The organism is Streptomyces sp. UNOB3_S3 (assembly GCF_020740895.1).
Taxonomy (GTDB): domain Bacteria; phylum Actinomycetota; class Actinomycetes; order Streptomycetales; family Streptomycetaceae; genus Streptomyces.
The window spans coordinates 1-19,221 of the sequence record NZ_JAILXP010000110.1 but is presented as its reverse complement, the minus strand read 5'-3'; the positions used below and the strand labels follow the sequence as shown (position 1 = coordinate 19,221).

Genomic DNA, 19,221 nt, shown 5'->3' with positions numbered 1-19,221 from the left:
GCGGTGGCCCTGGTGGGGGACGCCGCGCACCCCGCCGCGCCGGCCATGGGGCAGGGCACGTGCCAGGCGCTGGAGGACGCGGTCGTCCTGGCCCGCGCGCTGGCGGCGACCGATGACGTTCCGGCCGCCCTCCGCGCCTACGCGGCGCGGCGGCGGCGCCGGGCCCACGCCGTCACCGTCCGGTCCCACTGGGCGGGCCGCCTCGGCCAGTGGCGCGCGCCGGCGCTGTGCGCGCTGCGCGACGGGCTGATCAGGGCGACGCCCCAGGCGGCGTTGGTGGGGGCATTACGCGCCTCGTTTGTATTCGACCTGCACGAACAGACTTCGCCTTCCCCATCGTGACTCCACCTACCGCTGAAGCGGCGGGCTTCCTGTGTCGCTGGCTAAGCAGCGGCGCAGAGGGCCAGCCCGGCCCTATTGAGCACGTTCAGCGCACCTACGTGATCTGCGTTCGCGGCATGCCCACACGCGGTGCACTCGAACTTCGCCTGGGTAACGCGGTTCTCCGGCGCGACGTGCCCGCACTGCGGGCACGTACGGGAGGTGTTGCGGGCATCCACCGGGATCACGCGGCGACCGGCGCTCTCAGCCTTGTTCGCCAGGATACTCAGGAAGATGCCCCAACCCGCGTCGAGAATTCTGCGGTTCAAACCTGTCTTCGCTGCCGCACCGTTTGCCAGGAACATGCCCTCGTTATCGGGGTCGGGTCTGGGCACGGGGGCCTTGGTCATGGCTGCTGTGTTCAGCTGCTCGTACGCGATCACGTCATTGTCGCGGACCAGCTCGTTCGCGGCCTTGTGATGGTGGTCCAGACGCTGACGCCGGATCCTGGCATGCAGCTTGGCGACTTTCCGGGCTGCGGCCCGATGCTCCTTCGTACGGCGCTCAGTGCGCTTGGGGAACATCGTCAGGTGCCGCTGTGCATCGGCGAGTGCTGCGGCGGACATTTCGAGAAAGCGTGGGTTTTCCTTGTGGTTACCGTTGGAGTCAGTGAAAAGGTGCACCGTGCCCATGTCGATGCCAACGATCGCCCCGGTAGCCGGGAGCGACTGGGTGGGTACGCTGTCACAGACGAGAATGACGTACCACCGGCGGCCTTCCCGCTTGATGCTGATCGTCTTCACCCGACCGCTCACGGGCCTGTGCTGGTGCACGCGCACGTGCCCGACCCCTTGCAGGCGTACACGGGTCTGGGCCTCATGCGGGGTGGAGTTCCAACGACAGCCGTCCCCGTCCTTGGGGAAGGTCACGGTGTCGAAGTGGCCGATGCCCTTGAAACGCGGGTATCCAGGACGAACCCCAGCCTTGACCCTGCGGAAGAAAGCGGCGAACGCCTTGTCCAACCGTCGCAGCGTGGCCTGCTGGGATGAGAACGACCAACGCGCCTGGTCCGGGTCGACAGTGCGGACCGCCTTCAGCTGCGCCGACTGGTCGCCATATCGAACCGTCGTCTTCGAGCTGTGCCGGTAAGCCTCCCGGCGTTCCTGCCAACGCCGGTACAAGCACCCTACCGGCCGGTGTCACCGAAGAAGCGATACCGCGACGCTCCGTACTGCGGCCGGGGCGGACTTCACCGTGCGAGTGTCACCGCACGGTCTAGCCGGTCCGCACGCGGTGCTGCCGCCGGCCCCGGGGGAAGGCGGCGGCAGCACGTTCACGGGGCCCTGCGGCCCTGCGGCCCGCTCAGCCGGCGGGCTGCACCAGGTTGAACTCGTTGCCGTCGGGGTCCGCGAAGGTCGCGGTCGAGCCGCCGAACGGCATCTGCTGAGGCTCGTGGGTGAACCGCACCCCGCGCCGGACGAGTTCGTCGTGGGTGGCCTTGATGTCCTCGGTGACGAACTGGATGTCGGTGAAGCGGCCGATGTTGCCCTCGCGGTAGACGGGGAAGTCCTTGGTGCACAGCACGATGCGGGTCCGGGAGCCCTCGGGGGCCACCTCGATCCACCGCATGGGGCCGAACCTGAGGTCCTCGCGGAGCTCGAAGCCGAGGGTGTTGACGAAGAAGTCGACGGCCTTGTCCTGGTCGTTGACGAAGACGTCGACGGTACCGATGTGCGAGATCACGGGGTTTCTCCTGTCGTCCGGGATGAACGGGTGGACGTGCTCAGTGCGTGGGCGCGACGTCCCCGGCGGGCGCGGTCGCAAGCCGCGGGGCCAGCAGGGCGACGGCCGCTCCGGCGAGGACGACGACCGTGCCGCCGAGCATCGCCGTGTGGAATCCGTCCATGAAGGCGGCGTGCCCGGCGCGGGCGGCCGCCTCGGCGGCGGAGGGCGCGGTGCCGTCGGGCACGGGCACCACGCCCTGCGCGATGACGTCCGTCGTCCGGCGCAGCGCCTGGGCCAGGGCGCCGCCGACGCCCTCGTCGGCGAGGTGTCCGGGCAGGACCCCGGAGACCCGGGAGGAGATCAGCGAGCCGAGGACGGCGGTGCCCAGGACGCCGCCCAGCATCAGGGCGGTCTGCTGGAGGCCGGAGGCGACGCCGGCGAGTTCGTCGTGGGCGCTGCCGACGATCATCTCGATGGCCGTGGGCGCGATCATGCCCATGCCCACGCCGAGCGGGGCGAGGAACGGCCACATCGCGTTGTAGGAGGAGGCCTCGGTCATCCGGGACAGGCCCAGCAGGGCGACGCCGATGAGGACCATGCCCGCGGCGAGCGGCACCCTGGGCCCGAACCGCTGGCCCAGGGCCGCGCCGAGGGGGGCGCCGACGCCGAAGAGCACGGTGAAGGGCAGCAGCCCGAGCCCGGCCCGCATCGGGGAGAAGCCGTGCACCTGCTGGAGGTACAGGGCGAGGTAGAACGAGGCGCCGAAGGTGGCGAAGCCCCCGATGAGCAGGGTGGCCGTGCCGGTGGAGACGGCCCGCATCCGGAAGAGGGCGGGCGGGAGCAGGGCCTCGCGGGCGCGGCGCTCGCGCAGGACGAACGCGGTGCCGACGACGACCGCGGCGGCGAACGGGCCGAGGACACGGAACGCGGTCCAGCCGTGGCCGGGCACCTGGATGATGCCCCAGACCAGGGCGAACAGGGCGCCGGTGAGCAGCAGGACGCCGGGGGTGTCGAAGGACCGGTCGGCGCCCTCGGGCCGGGCGGAGCGGATCGCCGGGCCGCCGAGGGCGAGCGCGGCGGCGCACACCACGACGTTGATGAAGAACACCCAGCGCCAGCCGAGCTGGTCGACGGTGACGCCGCCGATGAAGGGGCCGGCGGCCAGGGCGAGGGCGCCGACGCCGCTCCAGACGCCGATGGCGATCTTCAGTCTGTCCTGGGGGAAGGAGGTCTTGAGCACCGCCAGCCCGCTGGGCGCAAGGACGGCGCCGCTGATGCCCTGGAGCACCCGCCAGAAGATCAGCATGCCGATGCTCTGGGAGAGTCCCGCGAGGACGGAGGTGGCGGCGAAGCCCGTCATCCCGATGAGGAAGACCTTCTTGTGCCCGTAGCGGTCGCCGAGCTTGCCGGCGGTGATCAGGGCGCAGGCGACGGCGAGCATATAGCCGTTGGTGACCCATTGGAGGGTGGTGAGCTCGGTGTCGAGGTCGACGGCGATGACCGGGTTGGCGACCGCGACGACCGTGCCGTCGAGGGCCTCCATCATGGTGCCGAGGGCGACGGCGACCAGCACCACCCAGGGGTTGCCGGGGCCGGGCCGGTCCGGTAACGCCCCGCCGTCCGGGGCCGGTTGCGCTTGGTGAGCCATGGCTGGGCCTGCTCTCCTCTCGGTGCTCCTCCGGTGTCCCGGTCAGCCGCGGGCGTCGGTGAGGCTGAACCAGTTGCCGGAATCGTCGCGGAAGACGGCCTCGGTGCCGTGCGGCCGCTTCACGGGCTCCTGGACGAACGTCACGCCCGCCGCCTTGAGCCTGCGGTGGAGGGCGCGGACGTCGTCGACGTGCAGCACCCCCACCCCGATCACGCCCTTCGCGACGAGGTCCCGCAGCTGGCCGGCGGTGTCCTCGTCGTACTCGGGCGGCCCCACCTTGCGCAGCACCAGCACCACGTCGGGCTGGTCCTTGGGGCCGACCGTGAGCCAGCGCAGGTCGCCGAGCGTCATGTCGTCGCGGACCTCGAAGCCCAGTTTCCCTGTGTAGAAGGCCTTCGCGGAGTCCTGGTCGAGGACGGGGACGGTGACGTGCGACAGCCGCGTGCTCATGGATTTCCTTCCGCCGGTGAGCTGTGATCAGACGCTATCGACGGCTCCCCGGCGGTGACATCTCCTGGATTGCGGTCTTGCGTTCCGCTTCCGCCGGCCCGCCGGGCGCACATGAACAGGTAGCAGCCGGGGATGGGCGGGGGGCCGCCCTCGCGGGCGATCTGCTCGCGGTAACGGGTGGGCGGCACACCCATCACCTCGGAGAAACGGGAGCTGAAGGAGCCGACGCTGGAGTAGCCGACGAGGTGACAGATCTCCGCGACCGTCAGGTTGGTGGCGCGCAGCAGGTCGCGCGCCCGCTCGATGCGACGTTGCGTCAGATAGCGGCCGGGGGTCTCGCCGAAGGCGGCCTGGAACGAGCGCAGGAAGTGGAAGCGCGAGCAGCCGGCCTCGGCGGCCAGGGTCGCCAGGTCGAGCGGGTCGGCGTAGGAGCGGTCGATCAGGTCCTTCGCCCGTCGCAGGTACGGCAACAGCGCGGAGGAGAGCGGTTCCTGGCCCGGCACGCCCCCGGTGGCGGCGGTCCGCCACCGCCGTGAGCGCCGGTACGGATGGCTGTCAGGCACGGGCCGGCACCTGGCCGGGGACGATCTCGTCCAGCCGGCGGCCCCGGGTCTCGGGGCCGTAGAGGCCGAAGGCGACCGCCGCGAGGGCCAGCGGCACGGCCCCCAGCAGGGCCGTCACCCCGAGCGGGGGCACCGCCACGGCGGCCACGGAGAGGGCGAGGATCGCCACGCCGCCGGCCTTGCTGATGCCCGCCGCCCAGCTGGTGCCCAGGGCGCGCAGCGGGGTGGGGTAGGCCTCCGAGCTGTAGGCGGCCAGGACGGCGGCGGTCGCGCTGATGCCCCACAGCGGGACGAGCAGCAGCAGCCGCAGCAGCAGTCCGTGCCCGGCGGCGGTCTCCGCGAGCACGGCGAGGGCGACGAGGGCCCCGGCGGTCAGCCCGGCCAGCGCGATCACGGTACGTCTGCTGCTCCACAGCCCGTAGAGCAGGGCGGTGAGGACGTTGAGGGGCAGGCTGATCAGGGCGCTGTCGCGCAGGACGCGGTCGGAGGAGACCTCGGTGATGCCGAGGCGGCCGAGGTTGGTGGGCAGCCACATCTGGAAGCCGTAGGACATCAGCCCGGCGCCGACGGCGAGGACGGTCAGGGCGAGGGTGGGGCCCCGGAAGGAGGCGGCGAACAGTCTTCGGTAGCCGGAGCGGGCCGGGCCCCGGGCCGGCTCCGGTTCGTCCGGCGGCGCCGCGGTGTCCCGCACGACCGCGCCGTAGCGGGCGAGGACGCGCCGGGCCTCCTCGGTGCGGCCGGTGGCCAGGAGGTAGCGGGGGGACTCGGGGATCCAGTGGTTGAGGGCGATGAGCAGCAGGCCGGTGGGCAGTCCGACGAGCCAGAGGATCCGCCAGCCGTAGGTGGGGGTGAGGGTGGCGGCGAGCCAGCTCGTGAGGACGTAGGCGACGGTGACGTTCCCGCCGATGAGCACCATCAGCCAGCCTCGGTGGCGCTGGGGGACGGTCTCGGCGAGCAGGGTGAAGGCGATGGGGATCAGTCCGCCCGCCGCCGTGCCCATGAGGAAGCACATGGCGACGTTCCAGCCGAAGGACGGCATCGCGCCGCAGACGGCGGTGGTGGCGAACAGCACCCCGGCCAGGAGGATGGAGCCGCGCCGCCCGATGCGGTCGCCCAGCCGGCCCCAGAGGAACGAGCCGGTCATGGTGCCGGCGATGCCGGACAGCGGCAGCCAGGAGACGGGGACGTCGCCGCCGGGGTTCAGCGGCGAGGCGAGCCCGTACTCCTTGGCGACGCCGGGCACGACGAACGACAGCGTCATCGGTTTCATCACGTCGATGGTCACCGCGAGGGAGAGCACCGCCAGGAGCGCGACGTGGGCCGGGCGCAGCGGGGCGTCGTCGACGGCCCGGACCCGTACGGAGGCGACCTGCCGGCGCAGGGCGCCGGACCCCCGGGGCAGCAGCCCGTGGACGACGGCGGCCACGCCGGTGACGATCAGCAGCATGCCGAGGAGCATGGGGGTGTCGACGGGCATCCCGGCCATGCGGTAGCCCATGTGGCGGGCGTGGAGGTACATGGGGAGGTGGAGCAGGGCGCCCGCGGTGCAGGCGGCGGCGCCGGCCCAGAAGAACGCGGGGCGGGTGAAGGAGCCCATCCGATTCCCCTCCCTGCGCCGCGTGGCGGACAACGGGGGTGAATGTGTTGTGCGTTCGCACGACGTTCCTAGCAGCGGCGCGGGGCGGCGGCAAGGGCTACGGCGCGGTCTCCGTCCGCAGCCACGCGAGGTAGTCCGCGCTGCCCGCGGTGATCTCCGTGGCGACGATCTCGGGCACGTCGTAGGAGTGCTCCGCCCTGATCCGGGCCTCCAGCTCGGGGTAGCGGGCGGCGGTGGTCTTGAGGACGACGCGCCATTCGGCGGCGGTCTCGATCGCGCCCTTCCAGTGGTAGACGCTGGTGACCGGGCCGTCGATCTGGGCGCAGGCGGCGAGGCGGTTCCCGACGACGGAGGCGACCAGGGCGCGCGCCGCCCGCTCGCTGTCGGTGGTGGTGATCACCATGAGGCAACGGTCGTCGTGCGAGGGCTGCTGCGGCATGGCGCCGACCGTACCGCAGCGGGCGGCGCGGGGCCGGTGTCAGTGGTGGCGCGTAGGCTCGCGGGTATGAGTTACGCAGACCTGCGCGAACTCCAGAGCGCGCTGAACACCGCCTCGGACATCGCCTTCTCCCTCGACGCCGCCGCCCCTTCGCCCCATGAGGCCGATCAGCTCCTGGACGCGTTGCGCAGGGCGCTGGCGGCGGCCGGGGCGCTGGGCGCGGGGGTGGGCGCCACGGGGTGCGCGGAGCATCCCCGGGGGCCGGTCGACCCGCTGTCCGGGGACCGGGAGAATCCGCTGCCGCCGGGCTGGGGCCGCTGTCTGCTGTGCAACGACCGGCGGCGCCGGGCGGGCGCGCAGCGCAGGGGCTGGCGCTGACCCGGCCCGGCCGCGCGGAGGTCAGCGGTTCTGGGAGGCCCAGAACTCCTCGAAGGACAGCACGCCGTCGCCGTTGGCGTCCTTCTTGTTGATGATGGCCTGGGCCACGGTCACGGTGACGTTGTGGTCGCCGAGCTGAGCCATCACGCTCTTGTACTCCTCGGCCGTGATGAACCCGTCGCCGTTGGCGTCGAAACGGTCGAAAGCCTTACGGGCTTCCTCGATGCTGGCCATGTGGGCCTCCCCTGTGGTGCTTGGTGGACCGGCACAGATTAGCCGCCGGTCACCAACTCCAGGTAACGGTCCCAGTCCCAGTGCGGACCGGGGTCGGTATGGGTGGATCCGGGCACTTCGATGTGGCCGATGACGTGCTCGCGGGTCGGGGGGATGCCGTAGCGGTCGCAGAGGGCGGCGGTGAGTCTCGCGGAGGAGCGGTAGAGGGCGTCGGTGAAGTACTCGGGGCGGTCGATCCAGCCCTCGTGCTCGATGCCGATGCTGCGGGTGTTGTAGTCCCAGTTGCCGGCGTGCCAGGCGATGTCCTTCTCGCGGACGAACTGCGCGATGTAGCCGTCCGCGGAGGCCACCATGTAGTGCGCGGAGACCTTGGAGCGCGCGTTCTGGAAGATTCTCCGCGCGTCCTGGAAGGTCTCCTGGGTGACGTGCACGACGACGAACTCCACGGGGTACGCGCGGGGTCGGCCGGAGACCGTGTAGTTCGCCCTGTTCGCCGGGATCCAGTGCGTGGGGGGATAGGGGGCCGTCATGGGGACATGAGACCCGCGGGGGCGACGGTCCGCAAGGACCACGACGCCACCGCATAAAGATAAGCCGCCCCGCATTTCATTCATGGATTTCAAGGCCAGTGTCACACATCACCTTGGATTGCCCTGGCCTCACTTTGGTCCCGGCACACCACGCGTGACATAGTCGAGGCCAACGACCCCCATTGACCCGGGCCAGGTCGTCATTCGCCGCGGGGGCACACCCCAATTCTCCCCGCGGCCACCCGAAGAGGCCCCCGGCCCGTCGCAGGACGACGGAAGGGGGCCTCTTCGCGTTCCAGGGCGGCGCCGCCGTACGACGCCGGGCTCAGCGCTCGCCGCGCTCCCCGACCCGCATCTCGAACCAGGTCGTCTTCCCGCGCGCCAGCAGATCCACCCCCCAGCGGTCGGAGAGCTTGTCCACCAGGAACAGCCCGCGCCCGTTGACGTCCGTCTCCCGCACCGGCAGCAGACACGGCAGCCCCCGGGAGGGATCGCGCACCTCGACGCGCACCCAGCCGCGCCGGCGCGCCATCCGCAGCCCGAAGTGGCGCGCCCCGGTGTGCCGGACGGCGTTGCCGACGAGTTCGGAGACCAGCAGCACGGCGTGCTCGGCGAGCTGGGCCGTGAGGCCCCAGTGGCGCAGCATCACCGCCTGGGTCAGCCGGCGGGCGGCGGCGGCGGATTCGGGGCGGGAGGGCAGCCGGACCTCGCCGAGCGCCGGATCGCCGAACAGCTCGAAAGCCTTGCGCGTCAGCTCGTCCTCTACCATCGGGGTCCACCGCGCGGGGGCCGCCGTACCGGCCCGCTGCCGCGACTGCTCCATTCCCTCCAGGCCCGCCATGACCCCCATCATGGCCGTCGCCGGAGCGCCAGGGAGTGGAACCCAGGGATTCGGTTCGACGGAGCACCCCGTTCCGGGGACGGGGGGCGACATATGCCAGCGGCCCCGGGCCACCCATCGCACCCGGACTGACCTGCGCCGACATCCTGTGCGCAAAAGATCGCCGAGGGTGAGCACCGGGGCCCCGCACAGGGTGCCGGAGAGCGTGGGGAATTCCCCCACAAGAGGCAACGCCCGGGGGGCGGTTCCCCGGGCGCAACCGGCCAACCCCAGGCGGCTCAGACGAACTTGGCCTTGCCCGGACCGTCCTCCACGAAACTACGCATTCCGATCTCACGGTCCTCGGTGGCGAACAGGCCCGCGAACCAGTTGCGCTCGATGGCGAGGCCGGTGTCGATGTCGGTCTCCAGCCCGGAGTCCACCGCCTCCTTGGCCGCGCGCAGCGCCATGGCGGGCCCGGCGGCGAGCCGGGCGGCCCACACGTGCGCCTGCTCGTAGACCTCCGCCGCCGGGACCACCCGGTCGACGAGGCCGATGGCGAGCGCCTCGTCGGCCTTGACCTGGCGGCCCGTGAAGATGAGGTCCTTGGCTTTGGAGGGCCCGACGAGCCGGGCGAGCCGCTGGGTGCCGCCGGCGCCCGGGATGAGGCCGAGGAGGATCTCGGGCTGGCCGAGCTTGGCGTTGTCGGCGGCGATCCGGAAGTCGGCGCACAGGGCCAGCTCGCAACCGCCGCCCAGGGCATAACCGGTGACGGCGGCGACCACGGGCTTGGGGACGCGGGCCACGGCGGTGAAGGAGTCCTGGAGGCCGCGCGAGCGCGCCACCATGGCGGCGTGGTCGATGTGCTGCATCTCCTTGATATCCGCGCCGGCCGCGAACACCTTCTCCCCGCCCCAGAGGACGACGGCACGCACGTCGTCGCGGCGGGTCACCTCGTCGGCGAGCTCACGGAGCCGGTCCTGGGTGGCGATGTCGAGGGCGTTCATCGGCGGCCGGTCCAGCCGCACGGTCCCGACGCCCTCGGCTACCTCAAGATGCACAGTCATGACAGCAGGTTAGCGGTGGCTAACGGAAAGCGGCCCGGCGCACTGTGAACCAGTGCGCCGGGCCGCCGCGTCGTTCAGACGGTGCGTCGTTCAGGCGGTGCGTCGTTCAGACGGTGCGTCGTTCAGACGGTGCGGACGTCAGCTGTCCTTGCCGCCGCTGTCCTTGCCCCACTCGGCCCAGGACATGTTCCAGCCGTTGAGGCCGTTGTCCGGCTGGATCGTTTTGTCATGGGAGTTCTTGACGATGACGACATCGCCGATGAGGGAGTTGCTGAAGAACCAGGCGGCCGGCGTGGACGGGTCGCCCGCGCCCCGCTGGTCCTCCAGGCCCACGCAGCCGTGGCTGACGTTCTCGGAGCCGAAGGTGGACGACCCCGACCAGTAGTTGCCGTGGAGGAAGGTGCCCGAGGTCGACAGACGCATCGCGTGCGGCACGTCCGGGATGTCGTACTCGCCGCCGAAGCCGACGGTGCGGCCGTCCATGCGGGTCACTTCGAGCTTCTCGCTGATGACCATCTGACCGTTGTAGGTCGAGTGGCCGGGGCCGCCGGCGGAGATCGGGACGGTCTTCAGCGGCTTGCCGTCGCGCACGACCGCCATCTGGTGGGTCTCGGCGTCGACCGTGCTCACCTGGGAGCGGCCGACGGTGAACTTCACCGTCTTGTTCTGGGTGCCGTAGACGCCCTCACGGCCCTGCACGCCGTTGAGGTCCATCGTCATCGTCACCTTGGTGCCGGCCGCCCAGTACTTCTCGGGCCGGAAGTCGAGGCGGTCGTTGCCGAACCAGTGGCCCTTGATGTCCACGGCGGGCTCGGCGGTCACCTTGATGGCCTTCTCGACGGCCTTGGGGTCGGTGATGCCGCGGCTGAAATTGAGCGACACGGGCATGCCGACGCCGACCGTGCTGCCGTCCTCCGGCGTGAAATAGGCAGCGAAGGTGTTGTCCGGGGTGAGGGTCGTGAACGTCGCGTGCTTCGCGGACGTACGTCCCTCCTTGTCCTTGGCGATCGCGTCGACGGTGTACTTGGTGGACGAGCCCAGATGGGTCGTCGGCTCCCAGGCGGCGCCACCATTGGTGATCTTGCCGTCGATGGTGCGGCCCTTGTCGTCGGCCACCTTGACGGAGCTGATGGTGCCCTTCGCGGCGGTCACCTTCAGGGCGCCGCTGGTGGCCACGTCCCCCGAGCCGTCCTTGGGCGCGATGTCCACCACGGCCTGTGAGGGACCGTCGGGAACCTTGCCGGCCTTCTTGCCGTCGTCGTCCCCACTACAGCCGCTGACCAGCGTCAGCACCGCTCCGAGCAGCAGAGCCGGCAGCGCGCCCCGGCGCACCCGGCTCCCCGATATCGGATGCACGTTCACTACGGATCGTCTCCCCTCGCACGGCCCGCGGCCACGCGGCACCCCGTGAGCGCGCCACGCGCGCATTGTCGACAGATAACCACACGCCACCGACAACGCTGACCTCGTGAATGTCACCGTTCAGTCCCAAATGGGAGCGGTGATACGAACCGTGCGCCTGTGGTGAAGGCGGTGACCGAAGTGAAGCGCCTGATTCCAGCCAGGTCAAACTGGTGTTCAAAGACCGGTTAAAGCGCCGTGCCGGGTGGTCCGGAAACCGGCATTCGGGCCGGTTTCCGCCGGGGGAATCCGGCGGTGGATTCAGCTCAGCGCCGAGCCCGCCTTCCACTCCTCCCACGTCATGTTCCAGCCACCCAGGCCATTGTCGGGAGCCACCACCCGCTCCGGGGAGCCGACCACCTCCACCACATCCCCGACCAGGGAGGATTCATAGAACCAGCCCGCCGGGGTGGACGGTCCGCCACCCTGCACATCGGGCAGCCCGATACAGCCGTGGCTGGTGTTCCGGGCGCCGAAGGCCCCCGGCGGCGCCCAGTAGTTGCCGTGGAGGAAGGTCCCGGAGCCGGTCAGCCGCATCGCGTGGGGCACGTCCGAGATGTCGTACTCGCCGCCGAAGCCGACTGTGTCCCCGTTCATCCGGGTCATCGCGAACTTCTGGCTGATGACCATCTTGCCGCGGTAGGTGTCATTGCCCTGGCCGCCCGCCGTGATGGGCACCGTGGCCAGCATCCTGCCGTCCCGCACCACCCGCATCGTGTGCCCGGCCGCGTCGACCCGGCTCACCTGGCTGCGGCCGACCGTGAAACCGACCGTCTTGCGCTGGATCCCGTACACCCCCCGCGAGCCCCGGACGTCGCGCAGCCGGAGGTCCAGCGTCACCCGGGTGCCGGGCCGCCAGTACGTCCGGGGCCGGAAGTCCAGCCGGGTGGCGCCGAACCAGTGCCCGGCGATCTCGGCGGGCGGCGAGGAGGTGACCCGGACGGCCCGCTCGACCGCGGCCCGGTCGGTGATCGGGCGGCTGAAGCCAAAGGAAACGATCATTCCCGTGCCGACGACGCTCTCCGGCTCCGGGGTGAAGTAGCCGATGAACCGGTGCTCCGGCACATAGGTGGTGAAGCTGGTGTGCCGGGCCGTGCGCCGTCCGGAGGCGTCCACGGCCACCGCGTCCACGGTGTAGCGCGCGGCGAGCGTGAGCGGGCTCGTGGCGGGGCGCCAGGTGTGGCCGTCGGCGGAGATCCGGCCCGGCACGGCCAGCCGTTCGCCGCCGTGCGACGCGGCGGCGGTCACCCGTTCCAGCCGCCCGCGCGGGACCCGGACCTCGAACGGCTCCGTCGACACCACGTCGCGCGCCCGGTCGGGCGGGCTGATGTGGATCAGCTCGCGCACCGCCGGGCGCGCGTCGTCCATGAGCGTGGCCTCCGGGGTGACGGTGGCGCACCCGGCGAGCACGACCAGGGACGCCAGCACGACCAGACCCCGTACGGCACGCGAGAGGGCAAGTGTCACACCGGGCCCAACGACGGTCCTCCTCCGGGGAAACGTGCCTGCACTCGCTTGCTGCGGCCGATCACACGTGTGAGCGCATGCGTGGATGCGGGAAGAACGGGGAGAAGGACCCCATCGCCAGACACCCGGTCCCGGGACGCCGGGTGCCCGGCGCGCTACCCGAGAGCCGCCGGAGGCGACCACGTGTCGAGCGCATCCGAGCAAGAGGCACGGCAGCAGGACGAGTTGGGCCCCGGCCGCACGGAACGGGCGCCGCGCACCGGAGCGGCCGGGCGCGACCGGACGCCCCCGGCGGCCCAGGGCGCCCCGGCGGCCGGCGTCAACGGCCGTCCGCGGCGCGCCCGGGCGCCGGAGCCGGAGCCGTCACCCGTGTGGCCGGGCGCCCCCGAGCCGCTCGGGGCGCGCTTCAAGAGCTCCGCCGACAGCACGGACGGCGTGGCGGGCACGAACTTCGCGCTGTGGGCGGGCGGGGCCGAGGCCGTGGAGCTGTGCCTGTTCGACGAGGACGGGCGGGAGACCCGCCGTCCGCTGACCGAGCTGACGCACGAGGTCTGGCATGGCTTCGTCCCCGGCGTGCTGCCCGGCCGGCGCTACGGCTACCGCGTCCACGGCCGCTGGGACCCCTGGACCGGCGCCCGCTGGAACCCCGCCAAACTGCTGCTGGACCCCTACGCCCGGGCCGTGGACGGCGACTTCCGGCTGCCCGCCGAGGTGTACGGCCATGTGCGCGACTGGCCGCAGCAGCACGTCGCCGACACCGTCCGCGACGAGCGGGACTCGGCGCCCCACGTCCCCAAGGGCGTGGTCGTCGCCGATGACGACGACTGGTCCGACGACCGCCGCCCCAAGACCCCCTGGCCCGACACGGTCGTCTACGAACTGCACGTCAAGGGCTTCACCATGCGTCACCCGGACATCCCCGAACGGCTGCGCGGCACCTACGCGGGCCTGGCGCACCCGGCGGCCGTCGGGCATCTGACCCGGCTCGGCGTGACGGCCGTGGAGCTGCTGCCCGTGCACCAGTTCGCCCACGAGGACCATCTGCTGCGCCGGGGGCTGCGCAACCACTGGGGCTACAACTCCATCGGCTACTTCGCCCCCCACGCCGGCTACTCGGCCTCCGGGACGCGCGGCCAGCAGGTGGGCGAGTTCAAACGGATGGTACGGGCGCTGCACGCGGCCGGCATCGAGGTCATCCTCGACGTGGTCTACAACCACACCGCCGAGAGCGGCGAGCTCGGCCCCACGCTCTCGCTGCGCGGCATCGACAACCGCCGCTACTACCGGCTCCAGCACGACCCCCGGCGCTACGCCGACTACACCGGATGCGGCAACACCCTCCACGTCGTCCAGCCGAACGTCCTGCGGCTGATAGCCGACTCGCTGCGCTACTGGGTGACGGAGATGGGCGTCGACGGCTTCCGCTTCGACCTCGCGGCCGCGCTGGTCCGGACGATGCGCGCCGTCGACGGTCCGGACATGCTCTCCCCCTTCCTCGCCGTCATCGCCCAGGACCCCGTGCTGCGCCGGGTCAAACTGATCGCCGAGCCCTGGGACGTGGGCTCCGGCGGCTACCAGGTCGGTGCCTTCCCCCCGCTGTGGACCGAGTGGAACGACCGCTACCGCGACGCCGTGCGCGACTTCTGGCGCGGCGCCCTGCCGGACGTGCGGGACCTCGGGTACCGGCTGTCGGGCTCCAGCGACCTCTACGCCTGGGGCGGCCGCCGCCCGTACGCCTCCGTCAACTTCGTCACCGCGCACGACGGCTTCACCCTGCGCGACCTGGTCTCCTACGAGCGCAAGCACAACGAGGCCAACGGCGAGGGAAACCGCGACGGCACGAACGACAACCGCTCCTGGAACTGCGGCGTCGAGGGCGAGACGGCCGACCCCCGCGTCACCGCCCTGCGCCGCCGCCAGACACGCAACCTGCTCACCACCCTGCTGCTGTCCGCCGGGGTGCCGATGCTGGTCGCGGGCGACGAGATGGGCCGCACCCAGGGCGGCAACAACAACGCCTACTGCCAGGACAACAAGACCGGCTGGATCGACTGGTCGCTGCTGGACGACCCCGGCTGGCACAACCTCGCCGGGCTCTGCTCCCGGCTGCTGGCGCTGCGCCGCGCCCACCCCGTGCTGCGCAGCCGCTCCTTCTTCTCCGGCCGGCCCAGGAGCGCGGACGGCCTGCGCGACCTCGCCTGGTTCACCCCGGGCGGCACCGAGATGACCGAGGCCGACTGGTACGCCCCCACCGCGACCCTGGGCATGTACCTCTCGGGGCGGGACATCACCCAGCGCGGCCCGCGGGGCGCGCCGGTGACCGACGAGAGCTTCCTGGCCGTGCTGCACGCCGGGGCACGCCCCCTGCGCTTCACCTTGCCCGGACCGCCGTGGGCCGAGTCCTACGAACTCCTCGTCAACACCGCCCTGGAGGACCAGCACACGGCCCCCGGCCTGCGCCGGGAGGGCGGCAGCCGGATTTCGGTCCGGGCCCGCTCGGTGCTGCTGTGGCGGGTGGTGCGGGACGCGCCCGAACCCCCGCCTCCCGCCGAGGACTTACGCCCGAAAGACGAGTGAGCGCTGTCGGTGGCGAGTCGTAGTCTCCCCACTGATGACCGTGACCCGTGAACCCTCCAGCGCGGCGCCGCGCCCCGGGCGGCACTCCGCCGTGCGGTCCCTGCTGCGCCTGTGGCCGTACGTGCGCCCGGTGCGCGGCCGGCTCGCGGTGGGCGCGCTGTCCGCCGTGGTGGCGTCCTGCCTGGGACTGCTGATCCCGCTGACGCTCAAGTGGATCGTGGACGGGCCGGTGGCCGGCCGCGACCCCTCGGGGGTGTGGCTGGGCGGGCTGGCCCTGCTGGTGCTCGGCGTGGCCGAGGCCGGGCTGTTCGGGGTGCGCCGCATGATCGTGGCCGGTCCGCTGGCGCGGGTCGAGGCGGACATGCGGGCGGCGCTCTACGCCCGCCTCCAGCGGCTGCCCGTCTCCTTCCACGACCGCTGGCCCTCCGGCCAGTTACTCTCGCGCGCCACGACGGACCTGATGCTGCTGCGCATCTTCCTGTCCTTCCCCCTGACCTTCCTGCTGGTCAACGGGGTGACGATCGTCGCCGGCTGCGTCATCCTGCTCCAGCAGCAGTGGACGCTGGGCCTGGTGCTGCTGGCGCCGGTGGCCCCGCTGGTGGTGCTGTGCGCCGTCTTCGAGGAGCGCTACGCGCGCACCGCGCGGAAGGCGCAGGACCAGATCGGCGATCTGGCGACCGTCGTCGAGGAGAGCGTCCTCGGCATCCGCGTCATCAAGGGCTTCGGCCAGCACCGGGGCCAGGAGCGGGCCTTCGGGGCGCTGTCGCGGCGGCTGCGGGACACCGAGCTGCGCAAGGCGGGCCTGCTGGGCACCCTCTGGGCCCTGATCGTGATCCTCCCCGAACTGGCCATCGGCGCGGCGCTGGTGCTCGGCGTGGTGGAGGTCGGGGACGGCGGGCTGTCCGCGGGGACGCTGGTCGCGTTCCTGTCGACGGCGCTGGCGCTGCGCTGGCCGGTGGAGTCGATCGGCTTCCTGCTGGCGATCACCAATGAGTCGGCCACGGCCACGGACCGCTTCTTCGAGGTCATGGACACGGCCGAGGCGACGGACGTGCCCGGGGCGGCGGCGCCGAGCCACCCCGGCGCCACGGGGGGCCGCACCGACGGCGTCCTTCCGGCGGCCACCGAGGCCCCGGAGGGCGCCGGCTCGCCGGGGTCGGCCCGTCCCGTCGCCAGGACCCGCGCGACGCGGGTGGCGCACCCCGGACTCCGCCTGGAAGGCGTCTGGTTCCGGTATCCCGACGCGCCGGCGGACGCCCCGCCCGTGCTGCGCGGCGTCGATCTGCGCGTCCGCCCCGGCGAGACCATGGCCCTGGTCGGCGCCACCGGCAGCGGCAAGACCACCCTCACCGCCCTCGTCCCCCGGCTCCACGAGCCGACCGCCGGCCGGATCGTCCTCGACGGGCGGGACATCTCCGGGCTGCCCCGCGAGCGGCTGCGGGAGCTGGTGGCGGTGGCCTTCGAGGAGCCGACCCTGTTCTCCGCCAGCGCCGCGGAGAACGTCCTGATGGGCGCGCCCGGCGCCGGGGAGGCCCGGCTGCTGCGCGCCCTGGCCGTCGCCCAGGCGGACTTCGTCCACGAGCTCCCCCAGGGCCGGCGCACCCGGCTCGGGGAGCAGGGCCTGAGCCTGTCCGGCGGCCAGCGGCAGCGCCTCGCGCTGGCCCGCGCGGTGATCGGCGACCCCCGCTTCCTCGTGCTGGACGACCCGCTCTCCGCGCTCGACGTCCACACCGAGGCCCTCGTCGAGGCCGCGCTGCGGGAGGTGCTGGCGACGACGACGGCCCTGGTCGTCGCCCACCGCCCCTCCACCGTGCTGCTCGCCGACCGGGTCGCCCTGCTGTCCCGGGGCCGTATCGCCGCGGTGGGCACCCACCACGAACTGCTCCACACCAACCGGGAGTACGCGTCGCTGATGTCCGGCCCGGCGGGGCCAGAAGGGGGCGATCCACGATGACCACCACCGTCTCCGGCCGCCCGGCCCCGGAGGACGACCGGCCCGAGGAGCCGCCCGGCGACCCCTTCGACCGGGACGTCCTGCCCACCCCCAAGGGCGCCTCCCGCGCGCTGCTGCGGTCCCTGCTCGCCCCCGCCCGGGGGCGGGTGCGGCTCGCGGCCGTCCTGCTGCTGCTCCAGCAGGCCGCCGTGCAGGCGGGCCCGCTGCTCGTCGCCTACGCCATCGACTCCGGTGTGCCCGCCGTCCGCCGGCACGACCACGGCCCGCTCGTGGCCGTCGCCGCCGGCTATCTCGTCTGCGCCCTGGCCTCCGGCCTGTTCCAGACGGCGTTCGTCCGGCTGGCGGCGCGGGTGGGCCAGGACGCGCTGCTGGAGCTGCGCGGCCGGATCTTCCGCCACTCCCAGGCGCTGAGCCTCGACTTCCACGAGCGCTACACCTCCGGGCGGCTGATCTCCCGTGCCACCACCGATGTCGAGTCGATCCGCGAGCTGCTCAACGACGGGCTCCAGGAGCTCATCGGCGTGGCCCTGTCGGTGCTCTACGTCTCCGCCACGCTGCTCTGGCTGGACCCGGCCACCGGGGGCGCGGCACTGCTGTCCTTCCTGCCGCTGGCCCTGCTCGTCCGGTCCTACCGGCGCCGCTCGCTGATCGCCCACCGCCGGCGGTCCACGGCGATCGCGGCGGTCATCGTGAAGTTCACCGAGACCATGAACGGCATCCGGCCCGTGCAGGTCTTCCGCCGCGAGCGCGCCAACGACGCCCACTTCGACGCGCTCAACCGGGTCCACCAGGAGACCAACACCGCCACCGCGCTGGCCATGGCCCACTATGTGGTCCTCTCGCGGCTGGTGGCCAACAGTGTGGTGGCCGCGATCGTGGTGTGGGGCGCCTACCGGGTCGCCGACGGCGGCCTGGCGCTCGGGGTGCTGGCCGCCTCGGTGCTGTATCTGCGGCGGCTGTACGACCCGATCGACCGGCTGGGGATGTTCCTCAACTCCTACCAGTCGGCGGCCGCCTCCCTGGAGAAGATCGCGGGCCTGCTGGCCCGGCGCCCGTCCGTCCGAGAGCCGGAGGCGCCCCTGACCCCGCCCGTCCGCCCGGCCGGGCGCCCCGGCCGCGAGGTGGTCTTCGACGGGGTGTGCTTCGCCTACCGCGCGGGCGTCGAGGTGCTGCCCCGCCTCGACCTGACCCTGCGCGCCGGGGAGACGGCCGCGGTCGTCGGCTCCACGGGGGCGGGGAAGTCCACCCTGGCCAAGCTGCTGGCCCGGTTCTACGACCCCACCGAGGGCCGGGTCCTGCTCGACGGTGTGCCGCTCTCCTCCCTGGCCGGCCCGGAGCTGCGGCGCGGGGTGGTGATGGTGACGCAGGAGGCGTTCCTCTTCTCCGGCACGGTCGCCGACAACATCGCCATCGGCCGCCCCGACGCGAGCCGCGCGGAGATCGAGCGCGCGGCCAAGGCCATCGGCGCCCATGACTTCATCACCGCCCTGCCCGACGGCTACGACACGGACGTCCGCAAGCGCGGCGGCCGGATCTCCGCCGGCCAGCGCCAGCTGGTGGCCTTCGCCCGCGCCCTGCTGGCCGACCCGGCCGTGCTGATCCTCGACGAGGCGACGTCCTCCCTGGACATCCCGGGCGAGCGGGCGGTGCAGCGCGCCATGCGCACGGTGCTGCGCGGCCGGACGGCGGTGGTGATCGCCCACCGGCTGTCGACCGTCGAGATCGCGGACCGGGTGCTGGTGATGGCCGGCGGCAGGGTGGTGGAGGACGGCGTTCCGGACGAACTCGCCCGGCGCGGCGGCCACTTCGCCGGGCTCCACCGGGCCTGGCGGGACAGCCTGGTCTGAACGCCCGGTATACGGACACCGATCTTTGGCCAACGAACAGTTTCCGGCCAAGTTGTTGACGCGCCCCTGACATCCCGCAGGGGGCGATGGCACTCTTCACCTCAACTGGCGCGGAGCACCCCCACATCCCCACCCCCTCCGCGACGGCGATCTCCCCCCTCTCTCCATGTGTTCTGCCGCGCTCCGCGCCAGTTGAGGTGAAG

At 72.3% G+C, this 19,221-nt stretch carries 17 protein-coding genes and 1 pseudogene; 5 read left to right on the top strand and 13 right to left on the bottom strand.

What is annotated here, in order from left to right; genetic code table 11:
- On the top strand, positions 1-342 hold a 342-nt coding region (locus K6I33_RS14610; protein WP_229351862.1), incomplete at its 5' end, for an FAD-dependent monooxygenase.
- 41 nt (positions 343-383) lie between these two features.
- On the opposite strand, the pseudogene K6I33_RS14605 reads toward K6I33_RS14610, so the two are convergent.
- The 7 genes and pseudogenes from K6I33_RS14605 to cutA form a co-directional block, all read right to left on the bottom strand.
- Positions 384-1,487: pseudogene (locus tag K6I33_RS14605) on the bottom strand (RNA-guided endonuclease InsQ/TnpB family protein); the annotation flags it as partial.
- A gap of 196 nt (positions 1,488-1,683) precedes the next feature.
- On the bottom strand, positions 1,684-2,064 hold the full coding sequence (locus tag K6I33_RS14600; protein WP_229351861.1) for a VOC family protein: 381 nt from the start codon (positions 2,062-2,064) through the stop codon (positions 1,684-1,686).
- 40 nt (positions 2,065-2,104) lie between these two features.
- Positions 2,105-3,694 carry an MFS transporter gene (locus K6I33_RS14595; protein WP_229351860.1) on the bottom strand — a complete coding sequence of 530 codons (1,590 nt, stop codon included), beginning with the start codon at positions 3,692-3,694 and terminating at the stop codon, positions 2,105-2,107.
- 42 nt (positions 3,695-3,736) lie between these two features.
- Entirely contained in the window at positions 3,737-4,144 is a 408-nt protein-coding gene (locus K6I33_RS14590) for a VOC family protein (RefSeq protein ID WP_229351859.1), read from the bottom strand.
- Positions 4,141-4,707, bottom strand: a complete 567-nt coding sequence (locus K6I33_RS14585; RefSeq protein WP_308297160.1) for an AraC family transcriptional regulator — start codon at positions 4,705-4,707, stop codon at positions 4,141-4,143. Before K6I33_RS14585 ends, K6I33_RS14590 begins: the two co-directional genes overlap by 4 nt.
- A complete protein-coding gene (locus K6I33_RS14580) occupies positions 4,700-6,304 on the bottom strand; it encodes an MFS transporter (protein ID WP_229351857.1) in 1,605 nt (534 codons plus the stop codon). Before K6I33_RS14580 ends, K6I33_RS14585 begins: the two co-directional genes overlap by 8 nt.
- A 97-nt stretch (positions 6,305-6,401) precedes the next feature.
- On the bottom strand, positions 6,402-6,743 hold the full coding sequence (cutA, locus tag K6I33_RS14575; protein WP_229351855.1) for a divalent-cation tolerance protein CutA: 342 nt from the start codon (positions 6,741-6,743) through the stop codon (positions 6,402-6,404).
- 66 nt (positions 6,744-6,809) lie between these two features.
- On the opposite strand from cutA, the gene K6I33_RS14570 reads away from it, so the two are divergent.
- A complete protein-coding gene (locus tag K6I33_RS14570) occupies positions 6,810-7,121 on the top strand; it encodes a hypothetical protein (RefSeq protein WP_229351852.1) in 312 nt (103 codons plus the stop codon).
- A 21-nt stretch (positions 7,122-7,142) separates the two neighbouring features.
- Here the strand turns inward: K6I33_RS14570 and K6I33_RS14565 are convergent, their stop codons facing one another.
- The 6 genes from K6I33_RS14565 to K6I33_RS14540 all read right to left on the bottom strand — a co-directional run bounded on the left by K6I33_RS14565 (position 7,143) and on the right by K6I33_RS14540 (position 12,640).
- Positions 7,143-7,355, bottom strand: coding sequence for an EF-hand domain-containing protein (locus K6I33_RS14565; RefSeq protein WP_229351849.1), 213 nt, complete (start codon positions 7,353-7,355; stop codon positions 7,143-7,145).
- 38 nt (positions 7,356-7,393) lie between these two features.
- Positions 7,394-7,885, bottom strand: a complete 492-nt coding sequence (locus K6I33_RS14560) for an N-acetylmuramoyl-L-alanine amidase (protein ID WP_229351846.1) — start codon at positions 7,883-7,885, stop codon at positions 7,394-7,396.
- 325 nt (positions 7,886-8,210) lie between these two features.
- Positions 8,211-8,726, bottom strand: coding sequence for an ATP-binding protein (locus K6I33_RS14555; protein ID WP_229351845.1), 516 nt, complete (start codon positions 8,724-8,726; stop codon positions 8,211-8,213).
- A gap of 278 nt (positions 8,727-9,004) precedes the next feature.
- On the bottom strand, positions 9,005-9,772 hold the full coding sequence (locus K6I33_RS14550) for an enoyl-CoA hydratase/isomerase family protein (RefSeq protein ID WP_229351843.1): 768 nt from the start codon (positions 9,770-9,772) through the stop codon (positions 9,005-9,007).
- Between the two features lie 138 nt (positions 9,773-9,910).
- A complete protein-coding gene (locus K6I33_RS14545; RefSeq protein WP_374284520.1) occupies positions 9,911-11,134 on the bottom strand; it encodes an Ig-like domain-containing protein in 1,224 nt (407 codons plus the stop codon).
- Between the two features lie 300 nt (positions 11,135-11,434).
- Entirely contained in the window at positions 11,435-12,640 is a 1,206-nt protein-coding gene (locus K6I33_RS14540; protein WP_229351840.1) for an Ig-like domain-containing protein, read from the bottom strand.
- Between the two features lie 183 nt (positions 12,641-12,823).
- Between K6I33_RS14540 and glgX the strand changes: the two genes are divergently transcribed.
- From glgX to K6I33_RS14525, 3 genes are read left to right on the top strand one after another with little or no spacing between them, the layout of a single operon-like run.
- Positions 12,824-15,217, top strand: coding sequence for a glycogen debranching protein GlgX (gene glgX / locus K6I33_RS14535; RefSeq protein ID WP_374284517.1), 2,394 nt, complete (start codon positions 12,824-12,826; stop codon positions 15,215-15,217).
- A 34-nt stretch (positions 15,218-15,251) separates the two neighbouring features.
- Positions 15,252-17,171, top strand: coding sequence for an ABC transporter ATP-binding protein (locus K6I33_RS14530; RefSeq protein WP_229351836.1), 1,920 nt, complete (start codon positions 15,252-15,254; stop codon positions 17,169-17,171).
- Positions 17,168-19,018, top strand: a complete 1,851-nt coding sequence (locus K6I33_RS14525) for an ABC transporter ATP-binding protein (protein WP_229351834.1) — start codon at positions 17,168-17,170, stop codon at positions 19,016-19,018. Before K6I33_RS14530 ends, K6I33_RS14525 begins: the two co-directional genes overlap by 4 nt.
- Positions 19,019-19,221: the final 203 nt, after the last annotated feature.